At 49.1% G+C, this 18,455-nt stretch carries 17 protein-coding genes; 8 read left to right on the top strand and 9 right to left on the bottom strand.

Features of this window, described 5'->3' with window-relative positions; all coding sequences use genetic code 11:
- The first annotated feature begins 102 nt into the window (after positions 1 to 102).
- Together BUA34_RS01315 and argC are read left to right on the top strand one after the other, a co-directional pair.
- A complete protein-coding gene (locus BUA34_RS01315) occupies positions 103 to 600 on the top strand; it encodes a YchJ family protein (RefSeq protein ID WP_072826941.1) in 498 nt (165 codons plus the stop codon).
- A gap of 173 nt (positions 601 to 773) precedes the next feature.
- The gene (gene argC, locus BUA34_RS01310) at positions 774 to 1,739 is read left to right on the top strand and encodes an N-acetyl-gamma-glutamyl-phosphate reductase (protein ID WP_072826940.1); all 966 of its coding nucleotides are present in this window, start codon (positions 774 to 776) and stop codon (positions 1,737 to 1,739) included.
- 80 nt (positions 1,740 to 1,819) lie between these two features.
- Here argC and BUA34_RS01305 read toward each other — a convergent pair whose 3' ends face one another.
- Complete coding sequence (locus BUA34_RS01305; protein WP_072826939.1) at positions 1,820 to 2,377, bottom strand: GNAT family N-acetyltransferase; 558 nt, start codon at positions 2,375 to 2,377, stop codon at positions 1,820 to 1,822.
- Entirely contained in the window at positions 2,359 to 2,577 is a 219-nt protein-coding gene (locus BUA34_RS01300) for a hypothetical protein (protein ID WP_072826938.1), read from the bottom strand. The genes BUA34_RS01305 and BUA34_RS01300 overlap by 19 nt, the downstream gene beginning before the upstream one ends.
- Positions 2,578 to 2,876: 299 nt before the next feature.
- On the opposite strand from BUA34_RS01300, the gene obgE reads away from it, so the two are divergent.
- Genes obgE through BUA34_RS01280 form a run of 4 tightly spaced genes read left to right on the top strand, consistent with a single transcriptional unit; the run spans position 2,877 to position 5,863 of the window.
- Positions 2,877 to 3,878, top strand: coding sequence for a GTPase ObgE (obgE, locus tag BUA34_RS01295; protein ID WP_012820189.1), 1,002 nt, complete (start codon positions 2,877 to 2,879; stop codon positions 3,876 to 3,878).
- 32 nt (positions 3,879 to 3,910) lie between these two features.
- Complete coding sequence (locus tag BUA34_RS01290; RefSeq protein ID WP_072826937.1) at positions 3,911 to 4,264, top strand: HU family DNA-binding protein; 354 nt, start codon at positions 3,911 to 3,913, stop codon at positions 4,262 to 4,264.
- Positions 4,245 to 4,715 carry an SsrA-binding protein SmpB gene (smpB, locus tag BUA34_RS01285; protein ID WP_072826936.1) on the top strand — a complete coding sequence of 157 codons (471 nt, stop codon included), beginning with the start codon at positions 4,245 to 4,247 and terminating at the stop codon, positions 4,713 to 4,715. Before BUA34_RS01290 ends, smpB begins: the two co-directional genes overlap by 20 nt.
- A 59-nt stretch (positions 4,716 to 4,774) precedes the next feature.
- Positions 4,775 to 5,863: an N-acetylmuramoyl-L-alanine amidase gene (locus BUA34_RS01280; RefSeq protein ID WP_072826935.1), complete on the top strand. Its 1,089-nt coding sequence runs from the start codon at positions 4,775 to 4,777 to the stop codon at positions 5,861 to 5,863.
- Here BUA34_RS01280 and BUA34_RS01275 read toward each other — a convergent pair.
- The 5 genes from BUA34_RS01275 to BUA34_RS01255 all read right to left on the bottom strand — a co-directional run bounded on the left by BUA34_RS01275 (position 5,839) and on the right by BUA34_RS01255 (position 11,135).
- Entirely contained in the window at positions 5,839 to 6,645 is an 807-nt protein-coding gene (locus tag BUA34_RS01275; protein WP_072827177.1) for a hypothetical protein, read from the bottom strand. The two genes, BUA34_RS01280 and BUA34_RS01275, sit on opposite strands and share 25 nt — an antisense overlap.
- 103 nt (positions 6,646 to 6,748) lie before the next feature.
- Positions 6,749 to 7,834 (bottom strand): hypothetical protein, encoded by a 1,086-nt coding sequence (locus tag BUA34_RS01270; protein WP_072826934.1) that lies wholly within the window; start codon positions 7,832 to 7,834, stop codon positions 6,749 to 6,751.
- Between the two features lie 150 nt (positions 7,835 to 7,984).
- Entirely contained in the window at positions 7,985 to 8,728 is a 744-nt protein-coding gene (locus tag BUA34_RS01265) for a YebC/PmpR family DNA-binding transcriptional regulator (protein WP_072826933.1), read from the bottom strand.
- 41 nt (positions 8,729 to 8,769) lie between these two features.
- Positions 8,770 to 9,492 carry a hypothetical protein gene (locus BUA34_RS01260; protein WP_072826932.1) on the bottom strand — a complete coding sequence of 241 codons (723 nt, stop codon included), beginning with the start codon at positions 9,490 to 9,492 and terminating at the stop codon, positions 8,770 to 8,772.
- A gap of 29 nt (positions 9,493 to 9,521) precedes the next feature.
- Positions 9,522 to 11,135, bottom strand: coding sequence for a phosphohexomutase domain-containing protein (locus tag BUA34_RS01255; protein ID WP_072826931.1), 1,614 nt, complete (start codon positions 11,133 to 11,135; stop codon positions 9,522 to 9,524).
- A gap of 341 nt (positions 11,136 to 11,476) precedes the next feature.
- On the opposite strand from BUA34_RS01255, the gene dapA reads away from it, so the two are divergent.
- The gene (gene dapA, locus BUA34_RS01250) at positions 11,477 to 12,433 is read left to right on the top strand and encodes a 4-hydroxy-tetrahydrodipicolinate synthase (protein WP_072826930.1); all 957 of its coding nucleotides are present in this window, start codon (positions 11,477 to 11,479) and stop codon (positions 12,431 to 12,433) included.
- 38 nt (positions 12,434 to 12,471) lie between these two features.
- Complete coding sequence (locus tag BUA34_RS01245; RefSeq protein ID WP_072826929.1) at positions 12,472 to 13,161, top strand: hypothetical protein; 690 nt, start codon at positions 12,472 to 12,474, stop codon at positions 13,159 to 13,161.
- A gap of 351 nt (positions 13,162 to 13,512) precedes the next feature.
- Here the strand turns inward: BUA34_RS01245 and BUA34_RS01240 are convergent, their stop codons facing one another.
- Together BUA34_RS01240 and gyrA are read right to left on the bottom strand one after the other, a co-directional pair.
- On the bottom strand, positions 13,513 to 15,348 hold the full coding sequence (locus BUA34_RS01240) for a glycoside hydrolase family 11 protein (protein ID WP_072826928.1): 1,836 nt from the start codon (positions 15,346 to 15,348) through the stop codon (positions 13,513 to 13,515).
- A 379-nt stretch (positions 15,349 to 15,727) separates the two neighbouring features.
- A complete protein-coding gene (gene gyrA, locus BUA34_RS01235; RefSeq protein ID WP_072826927.1) occupies positions 15,728 to 18,439 on the bottom strand; it encodes a DNA gyrase subunit A in 2,712 nt (903 codons plus the stop codon).
- Positions 18,440 to 18,455 lie beyond the last annotated feature (16 nt).

The following is an 18,455-nucleotide window of genomic DNA, read 5'->3' as shown; positions in this document are numbered from 1 at the left end:
TTTCTTTTTATAGACTTTGGGCTTGTAAAAAATGAACGGAGCACTCCACACGCGCCCCAATTTTTTGTATTTTTGCACCAGTTTTAAACAAGGATTTTTACTATGGCAAACGATTTATGTCCCTGCGGTTCTGGCAAAGCATACTGCGACTGCTGCGAACCAATCATTAAGAAGACAGCTCTCGCCCCGTCCCCCGAAGCATTGATGCGCTCTCGCTATACCGCTTACGCAAAGCACGAAATCGCATGGCTCAAGGACTCCCTCGAAGCAACGCAGCGCGACGACTTTGACGAACCGAGCGTAGAAGCTTGGAGCCGTCAGTCCGAATGGCTCGGCATCGAAATCAAGCAGACCAAGACCGAAGAAGAAAAGAACATCGGCTGGGTCGAATTTGTCGCTCGCTTCAAGCAGGGCAACATCACCCGCAACCACCACGAACTTGGCGAATTCCACAAGGTCGGCGGTGCATGGTTCTTCTATGACGGTCGTGCCGTGAAGCAGGAAACCATCCGTCACGAAGGTCCGGTTGTTGGCCGTAACGACCCGTGCCCGTGCGGTTCTGGCAAGAAATACAAGAAGTGCTGCGGCGCGGATAAGTAGACGAAAGAACGGCTCTACGAGCCTACAGACGAGAGACGAAAGAAGGGGGAAAGCCTTCCCCTGGCTCGCACTCCGAAAACTCCGTCGCTCGCCACCCCTTCGCCTAGGGGCTCCGCCCCTAAAACCCCGATAAGCACACCTAAAACCTACAACCTAAAACCTAATACCTAAAAATGTTCAAGATATTTGTAGATGGCGAAGCAGGAACAACCGGCCTGCAAATTTACGAACGCTTAGCCAAGCGTAACGATCTCGAAATTCTCAAGATCAATCCGGAACTCCGCAAGGACGTGAACGAACGCCAGAAGATGATCAACGCTTCTGACGTGACCTTCCTCTGCCTCCCGGATGCCGCCTCCATGGAAAGCGCCGCCCTCTGCACGAATCCGGACACACGCATCATCGACGCCTCCACGGCTCACCGCGTGAACCCGGCTTGGACATACGGTATGCCGGAACTTTCGACCGCCCAGCGCGAAGCGATTTCCAAGAGCAAGCGCATTGCAAACCCCGGTTGCCATGCCTCGGGCTTTATCCTCGGTGTGCACCCGCTCATTGCATCGGGAATCCTCCCGAAGAGCGCAAACCTCGCCGCTTACAGCATCACCGGTTACTCCGGCGGTGGCAAGAAGCTCATTGCCGAATACGAAGCCGAAGAAAACTTGAGCCACAAGGCCGGTGAATCCAAGGCAATCATGGCTCCCGCCCCGTACGCGCTTGCGCTCGCCCACAAGCACCTCCCTGAAATGAAGAAGTACTGCGAACTTGAAAATGTTCCGTTCTTCAACCCGGTGCTTGGCCCATACTACAAGGGTATGGCCGTGACGGTCGCTATCTTCCCGAACATGCTCACGAAGAAGGTCGGTCCGCAGGACTTGACCGAAATCCTCGCCAAGCATTACGAAGGTTCGAAGTTCGTGAAGGTCTTGCCGTACGAAGCAGCTCCGGTGCTGTTCAACGGCCGCTTGGACCCGACTGTCTGTAACGATACGAACAACGCCCGCATCCAGGTATTCGGCAACGAGAACATGATGCAGGTGACAACGATTATCGACAACCTCGGCAAGGGTGCTAGCGGCGCTGCTATTCAAAACATGAATATCGCGCTCGGCCTCGACGAAACGATCGGATTAGTTTAATCCGCATTCGTCACCCGTTAAATTTCAAAAAGCGCCAAAACTCTATGAGTTTTGGCGTTTTTTGTTTTTGGAGGTGAAATTTATGCAACCAAATCCATAAGGTCAAAGTACATCAACCTTGTATGCGGATCGTCATCTTCAGAATTCATAAATCGAAAGCCATTCTTTTCATAAAAAGGAACAGCGTTCAAATACGCATCCACCGTCAAAAATCTACAACCAGTCTTGTTGTCAATAACAAACATTGACTTGATGTAATTGAGGATTGTCGTCCCTATTCGATGCTTTTTAGCCGAGACATCTACACCCAAGCGGCAAAGTTTGACCGCAGGATAGCTTTTTAAACGTTTTTCGTTCGGGAACCCGCTCTTCTTTCGGAACCGATTGAATTCTGTTTTATCCCTAAAATTGTCCAATGCAACTCTGTCATTTGCTAGGCTACAATAAGCCAATACTTGACCTGTACTAGAATCGGTACAAGCATAGCTTACTGCAAGCAAATGCTTTTGGAATGCGGGCGCACGATTCAGAATGAAATCATCCAAATCGCGATCGCCACAATTAAATTGTTTGACGGAATAAGATGGTCGAATCCGAATAAAACTTAATTTTTCTGTATCTATACCTTCTTGAACCATGGATCAAAACCTCCATTAGCTACTTCTCGGGCACGCTGTTCAGCCATACCACGTTCGTAAGCCTTTTTCATAAACTCGTAATCGCGCAAGCGCTGGGCACGAGCTTCTGGAGTTTCCGGTCGACGAATTTTCATGTTTTCAAGAAAACGACGAGCATCCTCGCCATAAAGAATCGGAGTTTCACGAATCGGTCTAGCCATAGCATTGTCCTTTATTTTTCATATAAGTAACGCATATAATAACTATGGAGAATCACTAGACAGGTGAAACCCGGCAACACACTACTAAGGTGTGTTCCTATAATATAAAATGATGAAATTTCAAAAACAAGGGGTCGTTCGTCAAGCGATTTATTTTGTCAACAACCGTTTGCAAGAATCAAAAGATTTTACAAAAGATAAAGTGAGCCTGAGGCTCCACCAAAGGAGATTGCCCATCAAGTAGGGAATGACACGCCCTCCCCTCTTCCACAAATCACAAAAATTTCTAAATTTGGGCTATGTTCTTAGACGAAAAAAATATTGAAGTTCGCTCCGGCAGAGGCGGTGACGGCATCTGCAGTTTCCATCGTGAAAAGTTTGTTCCCCTCGGCGGTCCCGATGGCGGTGATGGCGGTCGTGGCGGTCACGTGATTTTGCAGGTGAACGAGCAGTACACCACGCTCCTCGACATGGGCAATACGCACATTTACAAGGCAAAAAGCGGTCAGCCCGGCGGCGCAAAGCGCTGCTCCGGCGCATCTGCCGAAGATTTAATCATTAGCGTTCCGCGTGGCACAATCGTCAAGGACGAACAGGGCCATATCCTCACGGACCTGACCGAACCGGGCCAGAAGTGGATTGCGGCTCGCGGCGGCAAGGGCGGCATGGGCAACCAGCATTTCGCAACCCCGAAAGTGCAGGCTCCGCGCAAATGCACTCCGGGTGAAAAGGGCGAAGTCCGCCAGCTGTTCCTCGAACTCAAGCTCATGGCAGACGTGGGTCTCGTGGGCTTCCCGAACGCAGGCAAGTCCAGTCTCGTGAACAAAATTTCTAGCGGACGTCCAAAAGTTGGCGACTATCCGTTTACAACGCTTGAACCGGTGCTCGGCATCGTCCAGGTGAACGGCCACAGCTTTGTGGTTGCCGATATTCCGGGTCTCTTGGAAGGCGCAAGCGAAGGCAAGGGCCTTGGCCACCAGTTCCTCAAGCACATCGAACGTACGCACACGTTGCTCTTTGTGATTGACGGCTTTGCCGAAAACGCCTACGAACAGTTCAAGGTCTTGAAGGAAGAGCTCAAGGCATTCCACCCGAAGCTTGCCGAAAAGAACTTTGTCGTAGCGCTCAACAAGAGCGACCTCGGCATCGAAAACGCTATCAAGGAATTCAAGAAGCACCGCCAGAAAGTGGTCATCACATCGGCAGTGACAGGCGAAGGTTGCGCCGAATTGCAACAAGCTTTGGATGCTGCAGTGCCCCATATGCACAAAAAAAGCATCGGTTGGAGCAAAAAAGCGTAACAGTTGCTTAAAATTATTGTAAATTCTTTAATATGAAGGCGACTCAGTCCAACATAACTAAGAAGGAACTCGTTGATGAAATCGCTTCCCAGACCGGTTTTACGCAAGTAAAAACCAAAGTCATCGTGGAAGAACTCATCAACGCGATTTCTAATTCCGTTATCGAAGGAAGCAATATTGAATTGCGTGGATTCGGTCGCTTCAAAAATAAACAGCGCAAGGAACGCCGCACCCGGAACCCCAAGACTGGCGAGCTGGTCAATATCCCCGCCCAAACGCGTCCGGTTTTCGAACCTAGCAAGGATTTAATCGAAAAAATCAATAAGCTTCCTTTCGACTTAGAAGAAGAGGCTTTTGTTCCTAAAGATGGCAAAGAAAGAATCTAGTACGCCCGTTATCCAAAACAGAAAGGCAAATCACCTTTACTTTGTGGATGAAACTTTTGAAGTAGGAATCATGCTTATCGGGTCGGAAGTCAAATCTATCCGCGATGGCAAATGCACACTGGGCGAAGCATGGATCGATATCGACGAGAACAAGGACGAACTTTGGCTTGTCGGTGCACACATTGACGAATACCTTTTCGCGAATCGTTTCAACCATTTCCCTGCACGCAGAAGAAAGCTCCTCGCCCACACGCACGAAATCCAGAAGATGCGTAAGGCAAAGGAATTGAAAGGTTGTACCATCATTCCGCTGAAAATGTACTTTAAGAACCGTATTGCAAAACTCGAAGTAGGAATATGCCGAGGCAAGGATCAACACGACAAGCGACAGGACATTCTAGTCCGCGACGCCAAAATGGAAATGGCTCGCGCTGCAAAAGCCCATCGCTAATTATTGCTTTGCTACTGTTCGCATGTAGCCTCACCCTAGCGGCATCAGCCAGGGTCGATGTGGAGTCGATTGCTCGCGAAGTCAAGGGGTCGTTCCGCTGGTATCCCGTACAAAAAACTTTTTCGATTGTTTCCGCCAAGGATACGATCAAGTTTGCCGTTGGCATTCCGTACATGACTCGCAATGGTCGTACGACAGAACTTTCGCAAGCACCGCAACTTGAAAATGGACATATCTGGATTGCAGAAAACGATGCAAAAAAGATTTCCAATAAAGTCGCGGCAGTCCCTGTCACAAAGACCGAGACCGCACAAACCAAAGCAAATGAAACTGCGCCGGCGAAGCCTGTTACAAAGCCCGCCGAACAGAAACCTGCACAGCCAGTCGTTGTCAAACCGAAGGCTCCCAAACAAGAAATTGCAGGCAGCCGCGAAGTTCGCACCATCGTAATTGACCCCGGACACGGAGGCAAAGACCCAGGCGCTTCGGGCAAGAAGTCCCAAGAAAAAGATATCGTTCTTGCCGTTGCAAAGCTTTTGCGCAAGAACCTTGCAGACGAAGGCTTCAACGTGAAGCTCACCCGCAGCAAGGATGTTTTCATTGAACTGCGCCAACGAGCAAACTTGGCGAACCAATGGGATGGCGACCTTTTCATCAGCCTGCACTGCAATGCCATCGATGCAACCGAAGAACGTAAAAAGATAATCCAAGGTTACCAGTTCTACGTACTGCGCGCCCCGGAAAGCGAAGAAGACAAGGCTATAGCCCGTCGTGAAAACGCAGTCGCCACGCTCTACGGCGAAAAAAATGCCAAGGACGAACTTTCACCGTTGGAATGGTTCAAGCTCGAAGCTCGCCTCGAACAGTACAAACAAACTAGTTACCTATTCACGGAAAAATTGCTAGACAGTTTCGATGGCGGGAAAATCAAGAAGATGAACACAGGCGTCGGCGGTGCCGGATTTATGGTTCTCGTCGGTGCCATGATGCCTGCAGTGCTCATTGAACTTGGCTTTATCAGCAACGAAGAAGACGAAGCCTACATGATGACCAAGGCTGGCCAGCAAGACCTCGCCGACCGCATTGCAGAAGCTGTGAGCAAGTACAAAGACGCAGTCCACAGCTACCGAGAAACGCTGGGACGATAAATCCGTTCTTTTTCAACGCGGATGCCGAAAGCGGCATTCCCTTTAGCAGTTTTTCCGTTGACTAAATACGGTTTTGCAACTGGCTTAACTTTATTCCTATTACGAACTGGTTTTACAATAGGTGAAGGCGGCAAAACACCTTTTCCAACAGGCAATTCGCCGCTATATGACGGAATTTTGCTAAACGTGGGCGTTCCGTCATCTTGGAAAATACATTGGTGAACATAATAAGCCGGGAATCCTTGCTTTGTCACCCTATAATTCCAATCATACACCGTATCGTACACAGTTATATATTGGCACAACGCGTAATACGAAGAGTCCTTTTTATACACAAAATAATTCGTATCATTCGCCGTACTATTTTTTAATGAGTGCTTATATGATTCCGTCAAGGAATGCCAACTACCGTCCCGTTCCTCATAAAAAGCCAAAGAATCATTCAAATCGAGAGTAGTCCCTTCTTTTAAAGCATCCTTTGAATTGACACTCCAAAAATTTTGGTCATATTCAAAAAAGGCGACGTTTTTCATTGTAAAATTACAAGCCCCATATAAAATGCCACAAACGCAAGCAGCATCCCACTGCCAAACACTATAGCCTTTGCCATTTTCAAAAACAACGCTGTCTTTAGAAAATCCCCAAACAGGATTATCAATATAATCCGAGGAACTCAAATTCACTATAAAAGACTGTTCCCATTCTTTTGCTTGAGCCGTACCAAGTCCCATCACAAAAGCAACAGCCAGTCCAGACAAGAATAAACTTTTTATGTTTCTCATTCCCATTTTCTCCTTTTTTAACAATATACAATTTGCTCAAATAAATTCATACGCGAGATGTTTTATTTTACAAATTGAATTTCCAGGAACATGAAACAAAATTTTATTCAGCCTTTTTTAATTCTTTCTCAATAAGCTCAAGGCATTCCGCAAGAATCGCATCGTATTTTTCCTGATAGCGTTCCGTTATTACAGGCGTGCCATCTTCGCAAGTTTTTGTTTTGGCGATATAGCCATCAAACCAGTAACCAGAATACATTCTCAACCGAGAATCATTCCCTTCCCCACTATCTTCAGTATAGGGAGCTAAGCGTCCTTTCAACGTTTTGTTTTCACCATCCAAAAGACTTTCTAAATATTTTTGCTCGTTTTCTGATCTCACAATATCTTGCATGAACTTTTCAGAAACAATCTCATACAATTTTTTCTGCACATCAGCAAGGACATCCGTAAATAAGGCAAAATCTCCCTGCGGGCAATTTTTTACAACAACATCTGGCGCGACGCCATGAGCCACATCATATTCTTTTTGGCTCGTATAGAAATTTTTCCCATCTAATATAACATCGCTATAAGAGCTGTCATTAGAACATTTCATGTCCACAAACATACGCCTTGGGCAGCCCCCATAAGAGATGCCATAAAGCGTTTCTTCCCGAAACAAGTCCTTAACAGCACCGCAAGATTGGAGAGCACTTTCCCATCTTGAGATAATTTTTTCGGACAAAGTTGTATCTGAACCCAAATACTTTTTATAATCTTCACAAGAAATATCTTTTGTACTACTGCAAGCCGTCGTTCCCATATAAGAATTAGCATAGCAAGTCACAGAAGGATCTCTAGCCAAGATATAGCTCGCAGCACTAGAGGAACTTCCAGCAATTAATGAACTAGAACTACCCAAAGAAGGCGTTTCACTAGATGAGCTCATCTCAGACACTGTAGACGAGGAACTAGGAGGTGGCGGAGTATCGGCGGAACCTGATTCAATTTCTGCAGCAGAACTCGATTCAGGAGCTACGGCAGAACTTGAAGATTCATCGTCCAAACCGCCCCCATTCGCATCCGCCGATGAATCTGGATTTGCCGCCTGAGCCATGGGGAACTGCGGATTTGATTCCGAGCAACTCGCCCAAAAAAACGAGGCAACAGTCAAACAACTCAATCGCCAAAATTTGCGAATATTCATAAGATCCTCCTTTTTTCTTAATATACAAACAAGCTATCGCAAATCAAAGCATTTCAAAGTGCGCTTTCAAAATTTCCGTTGACGTTAAGTCAATAACAAAAAAACCGACTGCTTGGGGCAATCGGCTTTTTAAAGGTTTTAAAAGAAAACCTATTCTGCGTCCATGTCAGCTTCGTCGATTTCGGCGTTGTGATAGACTTCCTGAACGTCGTCGTGATCTTCGAACTTGTCGATGAGCTTGAGGAGCTTCACAGCGTCGTCATGACCGAGCTTAACCGGATCATTCGGAACGTAGCTGAGTTCAGCGCTCATCATTTCGATGCCAGCAGCTTCGAGAGCCTTGGAAACAGCATCGAAAGCTTCCGGAGAAGTAGAGATTTCATGAACGCCATCTTCCGTGCTCATGTCTTCTGCACCAGCTTCGAGAACGAGGTCCATAATCTGATCTTCCGGATACTTTTCAGCATCAACGACAATCACGCCCTTGTAGGTGAATGCCCAAGAAACGGAACCGGATTCGCCCATGGAGCCGTTGTTCTTGTTGAAGATGTTACGGATTTCAGCAACCGTACGGACCTTGTTGTCGGTCATGCACTGCACCATGATAGCGATGCCTGCCGGGCCGCGTCCTTCGTACAACGGTTCCGTCATTTCGGTACCGGAGTTAGCACCCGTACCCTTGGCGATTGCACTTTCGATGTTCTTGGTCGGCAAGCTCTGGCTCTTGGACTTGAGGATAGCAGCACGGAGACGCGGGTTTGCATCAGGGTTGCCGCCGCCGAGCTTAGCAGCAATGGAGATTTCCTTAATGAGTTTGTTCCAAGCCTTAGCGCGAGCAACGTCGGTTTTGGCTTTCTTGCGTTTGGTGGTGGCCCATTTGGAGTGACCGGACATAATTTACCTCTAGTTGGTTTTTGCTTAAATTTAAAAAAGTTCTACTTCTTGTTCATCTTGCAGAGGCGTTTCTGCTTTGCGCTAAGCTTGCGGCTAGAGCAATCCAACGAGCTATCTTGCTTTTTGGACTTGATTTTCACCTTTTCGCTCTGCATCCTAGCTCTACGTTCAGACTCTTCGCGAGCCTTACGTTCTGCTTCGAGAGCCTTCGCCTCTTTGCGCTTCTGCTGCATATCGACAAGCTTAGTCTTGTCTATAGGAACAGCGGACGCCTTTGTAATTTCACGTTCGTACTTACCGCTCCAGATTCTACCGAGAAGCGAGCCAGACTGGAGAGCATCATCCAAAATGCTCTGTGCCCAGCTGTCGTTTGCAGGCGGCAAAAGTTTGAACGACAAGTTACGAATTCTAGTCGGTTCTTCGTCGTAATAAAGCATCATATCGAAGAAGCCCACGTTGTATTCTTCACCATCGGAACCGGCAGCAATCTTGTCCGGAATGTAGGCAAGCACAGCGTAAAGAGCTCTATCGAAAAGAGCCGTTATAAGGACATCAGAATCTCCACCGGGGGCCTGGACTTCACCTTCCGCAAGGAATGCCCAAGGAGCCACATCGACTCTGAGCCTAAACTTGTGGAAGCCGTGTTCAGCCTTCTTGAGCTTGATCAAAGCACCAGAGAAAGCCTGGAATCCCGGCTTAAGAGAGCCTTCCTGCGCGAACACGAATGCACACGCAAGGAAGATGACCGTTAGAATTTTTTTCATTTCCCTAATCCAATTCGCTTAATTTGTCCTTAGTTCTTGAAGAACAAAGCCTTTGCAGCTTCGAACATCGGATCCTTTTCATCCGGGTTACGGCATTCCGTATAGATACGAACCTTCGGTTCCGTACCGGACGGGCGCACGAGCATCCAAGAATCATCGTCGAAGATGACCTTCACGCCATCGAGCGTGAGGAGCTGCTTCACAGTCTTTTCATTTGCACCGACCATGACCTTTGCACCCGGCTTAGCGATATCGGCAATGGCGTTCACCTTAGCCTTGAGCGGTTCGCCAACGAGGGACTTGTCCACTTCGAAACCAGAACGGGTCGGATAGAAGCGGCCGTATTCTTCGTACAAAGCATCGAGGTATTCGCCGAGGTTCTTGCCTGTCGTAGCAAGAATTTCGAGAGCGATGAGGAGACCGAACTGAGCGTCCTTTTCGAGCGTGTTGTTGAGGCCAGAGATACCGTCAGATTCTTCGAATGCAACGAGAGCCTTCTGCTTGGCATTGCGAGAGAGCCACGGGCGGAAGTTCTTGAAGCCCACCGGAGTTTCCATGACAGGCACGCCAAGCTTTTCAGCGATGATGTTCACGAAGTTGGAAGTTGCAACGGACTTAGCCACGCAGCCCTGTTCCTTGCGCCAGGTTGCCATGTAGTGGAAAGCGATTGCACCGAACTGGTTCATGTCGATTTCACGAGTGCCATCGTAGAAACGGATACGGTCACCATCCGGGTCAAAGATTGCACCAAGACGGAACCAGGACTTGCTTTCGTCGAGGACCTTGCGAACCTTTTCAAGGTTCTTGCTGGACGGTTCCGGTGCGATACCACCGAACAAAGAATCGTCTTCGTTGCGGAGCGTGATGAGGCATTCCGGATTGTCGAGGAGAGCAGCCGGGCGGCGACGGGTAGAACCGTGAACGTGGTCACACACAAGCGTGAGGCGCCCCTTCTTGATGAATTCCTTGATGCGGTCGAACTTGATCGTTCCCTGCTTCACGAGGAATTCCTTATAAATCTTGAGGGAGTCGATAATTTCCCAGTCAACCTTGGAGACCGGTTCAAACTTCCAAGTAGCCATCATTTCGTTAGAAAGCTTGGTGATGACGTTCGTGATTTCCGGACCAGCAGGACCGCCGTCAGCCGGATTGAACTTAATACCATTGTAATGGCTCGGGTTGTGGCTCGGAGTCATGTTGATGGAGCATGCGGCACCGAGCATTTCAATTGCAGCGGAGAATTCCGGAGTCGGCATTTCGCCACCGTAGTAAACCTTCACGCCAGCCTTTGCAAACTGGTCTGCGACAGCTTCGCAGAATTCGTGACCGAGCAAACGGTTGTCATGGCCAACGACCACACCGCGCTTCTGAAGTTCAGCAAAGTCCTTGACACCCAGAGCAGCGAAAAGTTCCGGAGTTGCTTCCTTGTACAAACGCACAATAGCAGCACCGACAACCTGCAAGTTGCGGAGCGTGAATTCAGAACCGATTTCACCGCGCCAGCCGGAGGTACCAAAGCTGACCTTAGCCGGTTCCTGGGAGGTCAAAGCGACCTGCTTCACGGTTTCAACCAGGTTCATATCGGTAGCCGGGTTGAATTCGGGGGACTGAATCTTTTTCCAAATCTGGGTAATGTTTTCCATAACGGTTCCTTTTTAGTTTTAACGCGCAAAATTTAGAAAAACTACAGCAAGAAGGAGACAAAAGATAGGCGGAAGAAGCGCAAAATTAAGGGGGTTACAATTCCTGTAAAAATTTCAAATTTCAGCAAGCCGCATTTTGAACAAAGTCCCAACATAAAACTACCCCATCCACCTTAACTAGATTGCCGCCACCACGCTTTGCTCGTGGCAGGCTCTGCTTCGCTCCTCGCAATGACGTTTTTTTCAAGCTACAACTCTTGATTTACAAGCCTTTAATTTCGCCATATTTTTCGTTCATATTTCGTCCTTTGTCTTCCTTCTAATACTATATTTAGGTCACTATGCAAATTACAAACGCTTCTCAACTTACTGGTGTTTTCCCCGCGTTGTTCACCCCGCTCAAGAACGACGATCCTAAGAACCTTCGCAACTCCATCGACTACAAGAAGATGGGGCAGATGATTGACGATGTTATTGCAGCTGGTGCTAGTGGTGTGCTCCCCGCCGTGACGACGGGCCAGAGTGCAACGGTCTCTCCGCAGCAGCACTTGGATATCATTAAGTTCACGCTCGACTACGTTGACGGTCGCGTTCCCGTGATTGCAGGCGCAGGCTCCAACTGCACGCGCGAATCTATCGAGATGATCGAAAACGTTTTGAAGATTGCTCCGGTGGCAGTCCTCTGCGTAACTGGTTACTACAACAATCCGCCGCAGGAAGGCTTGCTCAAGCACTACCAGACGCTCAGTAGCGAAACGGGTGCAAAGATCGTTATTTACAACGTTCCGGGCCGCACCTCCAGCTACGTTCATCCGGACACCTTGATTGCTCTTGCCGAAGACAAGAACATCATCGGTCTCAAGCAGGCGGTTGAATTTGGTTTTGGCGAAAAGTTCCACGAAGACACGATGCGCGTCATCAAGGAAACGAAGGGCAAGGACTTCGCTGTGATGAGCGGTGAAGACGGTCTCTTTGCTGACCTCCTCGAAATGGGCGGCACGGGTATCGTGAGCGCAACGGGCAACATCCCGGAAGCTTGCAAGACTTTCGTTGACCTCTACAAGGCTTTCCAGGCTGGCGACAAGGACAAGGCTCACAACTTGCAAAAGGCTGCACGCGACTACATCGACGCCACGTTCTGCCGCAAGAACCCGATTCCTCTCGGAACGCTCTTCAACAGCCCGTTGTTCCAGCCGCTCGTCAGCGTGAAGGACACAGCAAACGGCGCAGACGCTGTTGCACGCATCATGAAGCTTATCGACGAAAAGGCAACCAGCTTGAAGAAGTATCATGTCTAATAGACATGTAGGAAGACTTTTTTAACAGGAGAATCACAATGGCTAAGAATGAAAAATCCGTTACCGACTTGGTCTGCGAACACATCAAGAAGCAGAAGCTTCTTCCGATTCCGGTGCAGACTCTGAACGAAGAAGCCGAAGCCACTCGCTACTTCGGCGGCGACCTCAAGGAATTCTTGGCAGCAGCCAAGACTCTCGGCGCAAAGAGCATCTTCGTTGAAACACTTTATCTGGAAGACGACGAATTCTACTACGACAGTGGCATCGACGATGAAGAATATCTCGCTATGAACGGCGACTTCAACAACGAATGCTGCTGCGGTGAAAACTGCAAGTGCAAGAAGGGCGACAAGAAGTCCAAGAAGGCCGAAGATGACGATAAGGTCGACGGCGTTCTCTTGGAACCGGAAGATCTCGAAGGTCTTGACCTCTCCCTCCTCCGTCCGGAAATTGCAAAGTTCCTCGACCGCGTTGGCGAAAGCTGCGGCGTGCGCTTGACCGTTCCGGGTGTGGATCACCTCGAAGTCGAAATTTTCGCTGACTGGTACGATGAATTCGCAGAGCTCGTGGACGAAGCTTCTGAAATTATCGAAGAAGATCCGAACGGCGCTCTCGAACAGGTGGAAGCCATGTTCAAGGAAGCTGAAAAGGCTGCTAAGGAAGAAGACAAGAGCGTGAAGAAGATCGCTGCTCATCCTCCTAAGAAGACCGCAAAGTCTAAGAAGTAATACAAGATTGTAATAAGACTTTGCTCTCGCAACCGCGACCGGTTAATACCGGTCGCTTTTTGCTCACGGAAATCTAAGAAGTAATCTTCGACTTTAGACAAAGTATTTACGCGAGTTCCGTTTCGGGACCCGCGTTTTTTTGTATGTAAAAACGTGCGATATCTTCGAACTATTCCCGTAGCGTTCCCGCGGCATTATTAAGCAGTTCACGCCGCATTTTAACATTTTCCATTTTTCTCATTTAACGGATTTTTCGCAATACGCTCGCAAGCATCTGGAGCACTTGTCGATATATGCAAAAACGCTCCCCGGCGGGGAGCGTTTTTTACAGTCTTAGGAGGAGAGACTAGTTTACTTCACGGAGAAGCGCTGCATGTATGCGCCCTGCTTCACCATGTAAATGCCGGAGTTCTTGAAGTTAGCCTTGAGCACTTCGTTCACAGAAGCACCTGCATCGACCTTCACAATGCCGAGGTAACGGCCCTGCATGTCGAACACCTGAACTTCACCGCTCTTGAGCTGCGTTCTCGAAACCATGTGAATTCCGATCGTGCTGCTAGAAGATTCAACCTTCTTCGAAGAGCTAGACTTAGCTTCGCTAGAGCTGGATTCAGGCTGCGGAAGCGGATGAGCCTTATCGGTCATCTTGAAGTAGGTCACGTCGAAGGATCCCGAGCCACCACCGGCTTCCACGAGCACCTTGGCTTCGTACATCTTCCCCATCTTCATGCCGAGTTCTTCCCACTTCTTCATGTGGGCAGTGATGTCGATATGGCCGCAAGAACGAGCACTCTTACGAACGCTGAAGTATTGCGGGAAGGTCTGCGTACCCTTAATGGAGGGCTGCTGGACACGGGTATTCTGCCAGATTTCGTAGGTGTCACCATCAACCGTAAATTCGCCCTTTCTCTGGCCGAGGAGGTTTGCACCCGGCTTATTGAACCAGTCATCAACAATGTAGTATTCTACGAGCGGATCCACCGTCCAGCCATAGATACCGATGTAGTTGTAGCCACCAGCACTACCCTGCTTGCTCCACTTGTAGTAGGCATCGATAGGGCCAAGTTCTTCGTAAGTGTGCTTTTCATCATACTTGAAACCGACACGAGCAAGGAAGTCGTTGGTACCATTCCAGCTTGCCTTATAAGTACCGTTGTCGTAGAACGTCATGGAGTTGTTACCACCCTGATACCAAATTTCATAGTGGTACGGAGAACTGCCGACGTTACCCGTCACGCTAGAGTTGTTCTGACCCTGAGTTCTCGTTTCTTTGCCTTCATGGCCCATAGCGTCCTTGCAGGCGTCAATTTTACCAGAAACGTTGCCGTTACCCTTAGAGGAACTGGATTTCGGTGCATCCGTAGAAGAGCTAGACTTCACAGAAGAGGAAGAAACCGGATCAGAGCCGTTTTTCACATAGACCTTGGCATGCGGGAAGTCCATGTGACCACCGCGGACTTCGCCATTCACGTTACCAGCTTCACCAAGCACCTTGGCTTCGTAGAGCTTACCCATGGACATGCCCATCTTTTCCCACTGTCTCATGTGTTCGGAAATATTGATGGTACCGCAATCGCGCGGAGAGGTACGAACGCTGAAATACTGATAGAACGTCACGTTACCGCTGTTCTTAATAGCCGGACCTGTACGGGTATTGCGATAAACAGTATAGGTACCGCCGTCAACCGTAATGGTACCCTTTCTTTCGTTACCAATCCAGCTACCCGGCATGTCATTGGCGAGGGTGTTATCAATCACGTAGTATTCGACCAATTGGCTAGGCGTTCCAGAAACACCTTCCATCCAGCCATAGATACCGATATAAGAGTAACCCACATTCTGGGCACCGCTCTTCACAAGCTTGAACTCGGCAATCATATCACCACCAAGTTCCTTATAAGTCTTGTTACTGCCAAGAGAAAGACCTGCACGGCAAAGATAGTCCTTAGCACCAGTGATATTGCAATCCATGGAACCATCGCTATAGAAGGTAGCACTACCACCATGACCGTTTTCGTCCCAGAGTTCGTAACCGATATCGCCGATTTTGCCAGTCTGGTTCGAGGTAATCGTCACTTTCTGACCGGAATGCTGAGCATTGGTACAGAAATCCTGTGCAAATACACCGGAAGCTAGTCCAAATGTTAGAGCTAACCCGATCTTGGCTGTACTAAAATATTTTTTCATATTAATGTACTCCTCACATTATAGTTATGCTGAACATAATATATGAGAGGCAAAAGAAAAAAGACCTACGTTAAGCAAATGTTTGTTGTTGAAAAAAACAACGACAATTAGTTTACATTATACGACCGCTCGGCTCTTTTGAAATACAAGACTCCGTACTCGCCTCGCTCTCGCCTTCACGACCCGTCAACACGGGTCGCTTCGGGCTCACGGATACGACCGCTCGCCTCGCTCTCGCAACCACTCCAGTTCAAAAGAACTGGGGCTTTGTTGCTCACGGCACGCCCGCTCGGCATAAAAAAAGCCTCTTCCCGGAAACTCCAGGAAGAGGCTAAAGCGACGTTCGGGAACTAAAGTTCCACTTTTACAAGGTTCACGATTATTCTTCGGTTTCCGTCGGGCCGATTTCCTGCTTTTCAGCATCGTCCTTCACAACGGAATCATCGTCGACTTCAACGCCCTTGACCTTATCGAAAGTTTCCTTGGCGTCGGCACTATCTTGTTCGATATCTTCAACGCTCGGAAGTGCTGTTGCATCCTTCACGACGTCGCCATCGCGTAATGTAATCGCCTTGACGCCCTGGGCATTGCGGCCCGTGAGGCGGATATCAGCAGCCTTGATACGGATGACCTGACCATCCTTACTCGTGATGATCAAATCGTAATCGTCAGCAACGCTTTCTACGAACACGGCGGCACCAATCTTGTCTGTAACGTTCAAGTTGCGGACACCCTTGCTTCCACGGCGGGTCACGCGGTAAGAGCCCGGTTCAGAACGCTTGCCATAACCCTTTTCGGTAATGGTCAAGATCTTGTTGCCGGCCTTGAGCCACAAGAGCGAAATGACTTCGTCGCCTTCGGCAAGCGTAATGCCCTTCACACCGTGAGTGCCACGGCCCATAGCGCGGAAGCAGCTTATCGGGAACGTGACGGCCTGACCGTTCTTAGTCGCAATCATCAAAAGATCCTTCGGAATCGGACGATTTGCAAAATCTTCGGCATCGCCAGATTCAGATTCTTCGGCAATAGCGGCTTCGGCAGCCTGAGCTTCAGCGGCGTTTTCAACGGCTTCTGCAGCATCGTCATCAGAGGCGTTCTTGCTAGCTTCGTATTCTTCAGCAGACATGCCCACGAGCTGGACCTTGACCAATTCGTCGTCATCGTCAAGACTAATGGCATTGACGCCAGCCTTGCGCGGACGGCTAAAGAGCGTGAGGTCCATCTTGTTGATGATGCCCTTCTTTGTAGCAAACACGAGGCAGAAGTAACCACCGAACTTGCGCACCGGCACAATCGCCTGCACTTTTTCGCCTTCGGTGAGAGCAACAAAGTTCACAATCGGGCGGCCCTTACCGTTGCGGGCGCCTTCCGGCAAGCGGTAGACCTTCGTCCAGTAAACGCGACCCTTGTTCGTGAACACGAGCAAATAGCTGTGCGTGCTAGCCGTGAAGATTTGTTCCACGTTGTCTTCGTCCTTGAGGCCGGCACCGATGATACCCTTACCACCGCGGTTCTGAGCCTTGAACGTATCAATCGGCAAGCGACGGATATAACCTTCCTTGCTGAGCGTAATGACTTGTTCTTCTTCGGCAATGAGGTCTTCGTCATCGCTATCGTCAATAGCTTCGCCAATCGTGGTGCGGCGTTCATCGCCATACTTGGCCACAACGGCATCGAGCTTTTCGAGCATGATGGCAATGCGGCGTTCACGCTTTTCCAAGATGTCCTTCAAGTCAGCAACAGTCGCAATGAGTTCGTTGTATTCGGCTTCCAACTTTTCGATGTTCAAGCCGACCAACTGAGCAAGGCGCATATCAACGATTGCCTGCGACTGGATTTCATCCAAAGTGAAGCGATCCTGCAAGCTCTGCTTTGCAATTTCAGTCGTCTTGCTCTGGCGAATAATTCTCACAACTTCATCGATGTTCTGCGTTGCAATGCGCAAACCTTCGATGATATGCAAGCGAGCTTCGGCCTTCTTCAAGTCAAACTGCGTTGCACGCGTAATCACATCAAGGCGGTGGTCAATGTAAACCTGCAAAAGATCCTTGAGCGTAAGGAGCTTCGGGAGATTGTTGACAAGCGCCAAGTTGTAAATGCTGAACGTTGTCTGGAGCTGCGTGTACTTGAACAAGTTATTCAAGACAACTTCACCCACAGCATCGCGACGGAGTTCAATCACAATGCGGATGTCACGGCTAGATTCATCGCGAATATCAGTGATGCCATCAACGCGCTTGTCGCGAACGAGGTCTGCAATCTTCTTGCAGAGTTCAGCCTTGTTCACCATGTACGGAATTTCGGTGACGATGATGCGCGGCTTGCCCTTTGCATCCGTTTCAATTTCGGTACGGGCGCGCACGCGAACACGGCCATGACCAGTGAGATAAGCTTCGCGAATGCCAGAACGACCACAGACAATAGCGCCTGTCGGGAAGTCCGGACCCTTCACGTATTCCATGAGGTCTTCGCCAGTCAAGTCTGGATTTTCAGCCAAAGCATGGATAGCGGCACCAACTTCGCGCAAATTGTGCGGAGCCATATTCGTCGCCATACCTACTGCAATACCCGATGTTCCGTTCACAATCATGTTCGGGAGCGCAGACGGGAGCACCAGCGGTTCTTCGAGCGATTCATCGTAGTTCGGGCCCATGTCGACCGTCTCTTTTTCGAGATCTTCGAGCATAAGGGCGCCAAGGTTGTTCATCTTCGCTTCGGTATAACGCATGGCAGCCGGGCTGTCACCATCAATAGAACCGAAGTTTCCCTGACCAAACACCAGCGGATAGCGCAACGAGAAATCCTGCGCCATACGGGCAAGAGTATCGTAAACAGCAACGTCACCATGCGGGTGGTACTTACCGATAACATCACCCACGATACGGGCGGACTTGACCGTTCCCTTATTCGGAACCACGCCCAACTTGTGCATACTGTACATCACGCGGCGGTGCACGGGCTTAAAGCCATCGCGCGCATCCGGCAATGCACGAGCGACAATAACGCTCATCGAGTAGCGAAGATAGCAGTCTTGCATGTCTTGTTCGACAAGACTTTTGAACTGCGATCCAGGTACCATTTCTTCTGACATTAGTTAACCTCAAATT

This window comes from Fibrobacter sp. UWB12, assembly GCF_900142485.1.
Lineage (GTDB): Bacteria > Fibrobacterota > Fibrobacteria > Fibrobacterales > Fibrobacteraceae > Fibrobacter.
The sequence above is the reverse complement of the archived record's forward strand: the minus strand, read 5'-3'. Positions and strand labels throughout refer to the sequence as shown.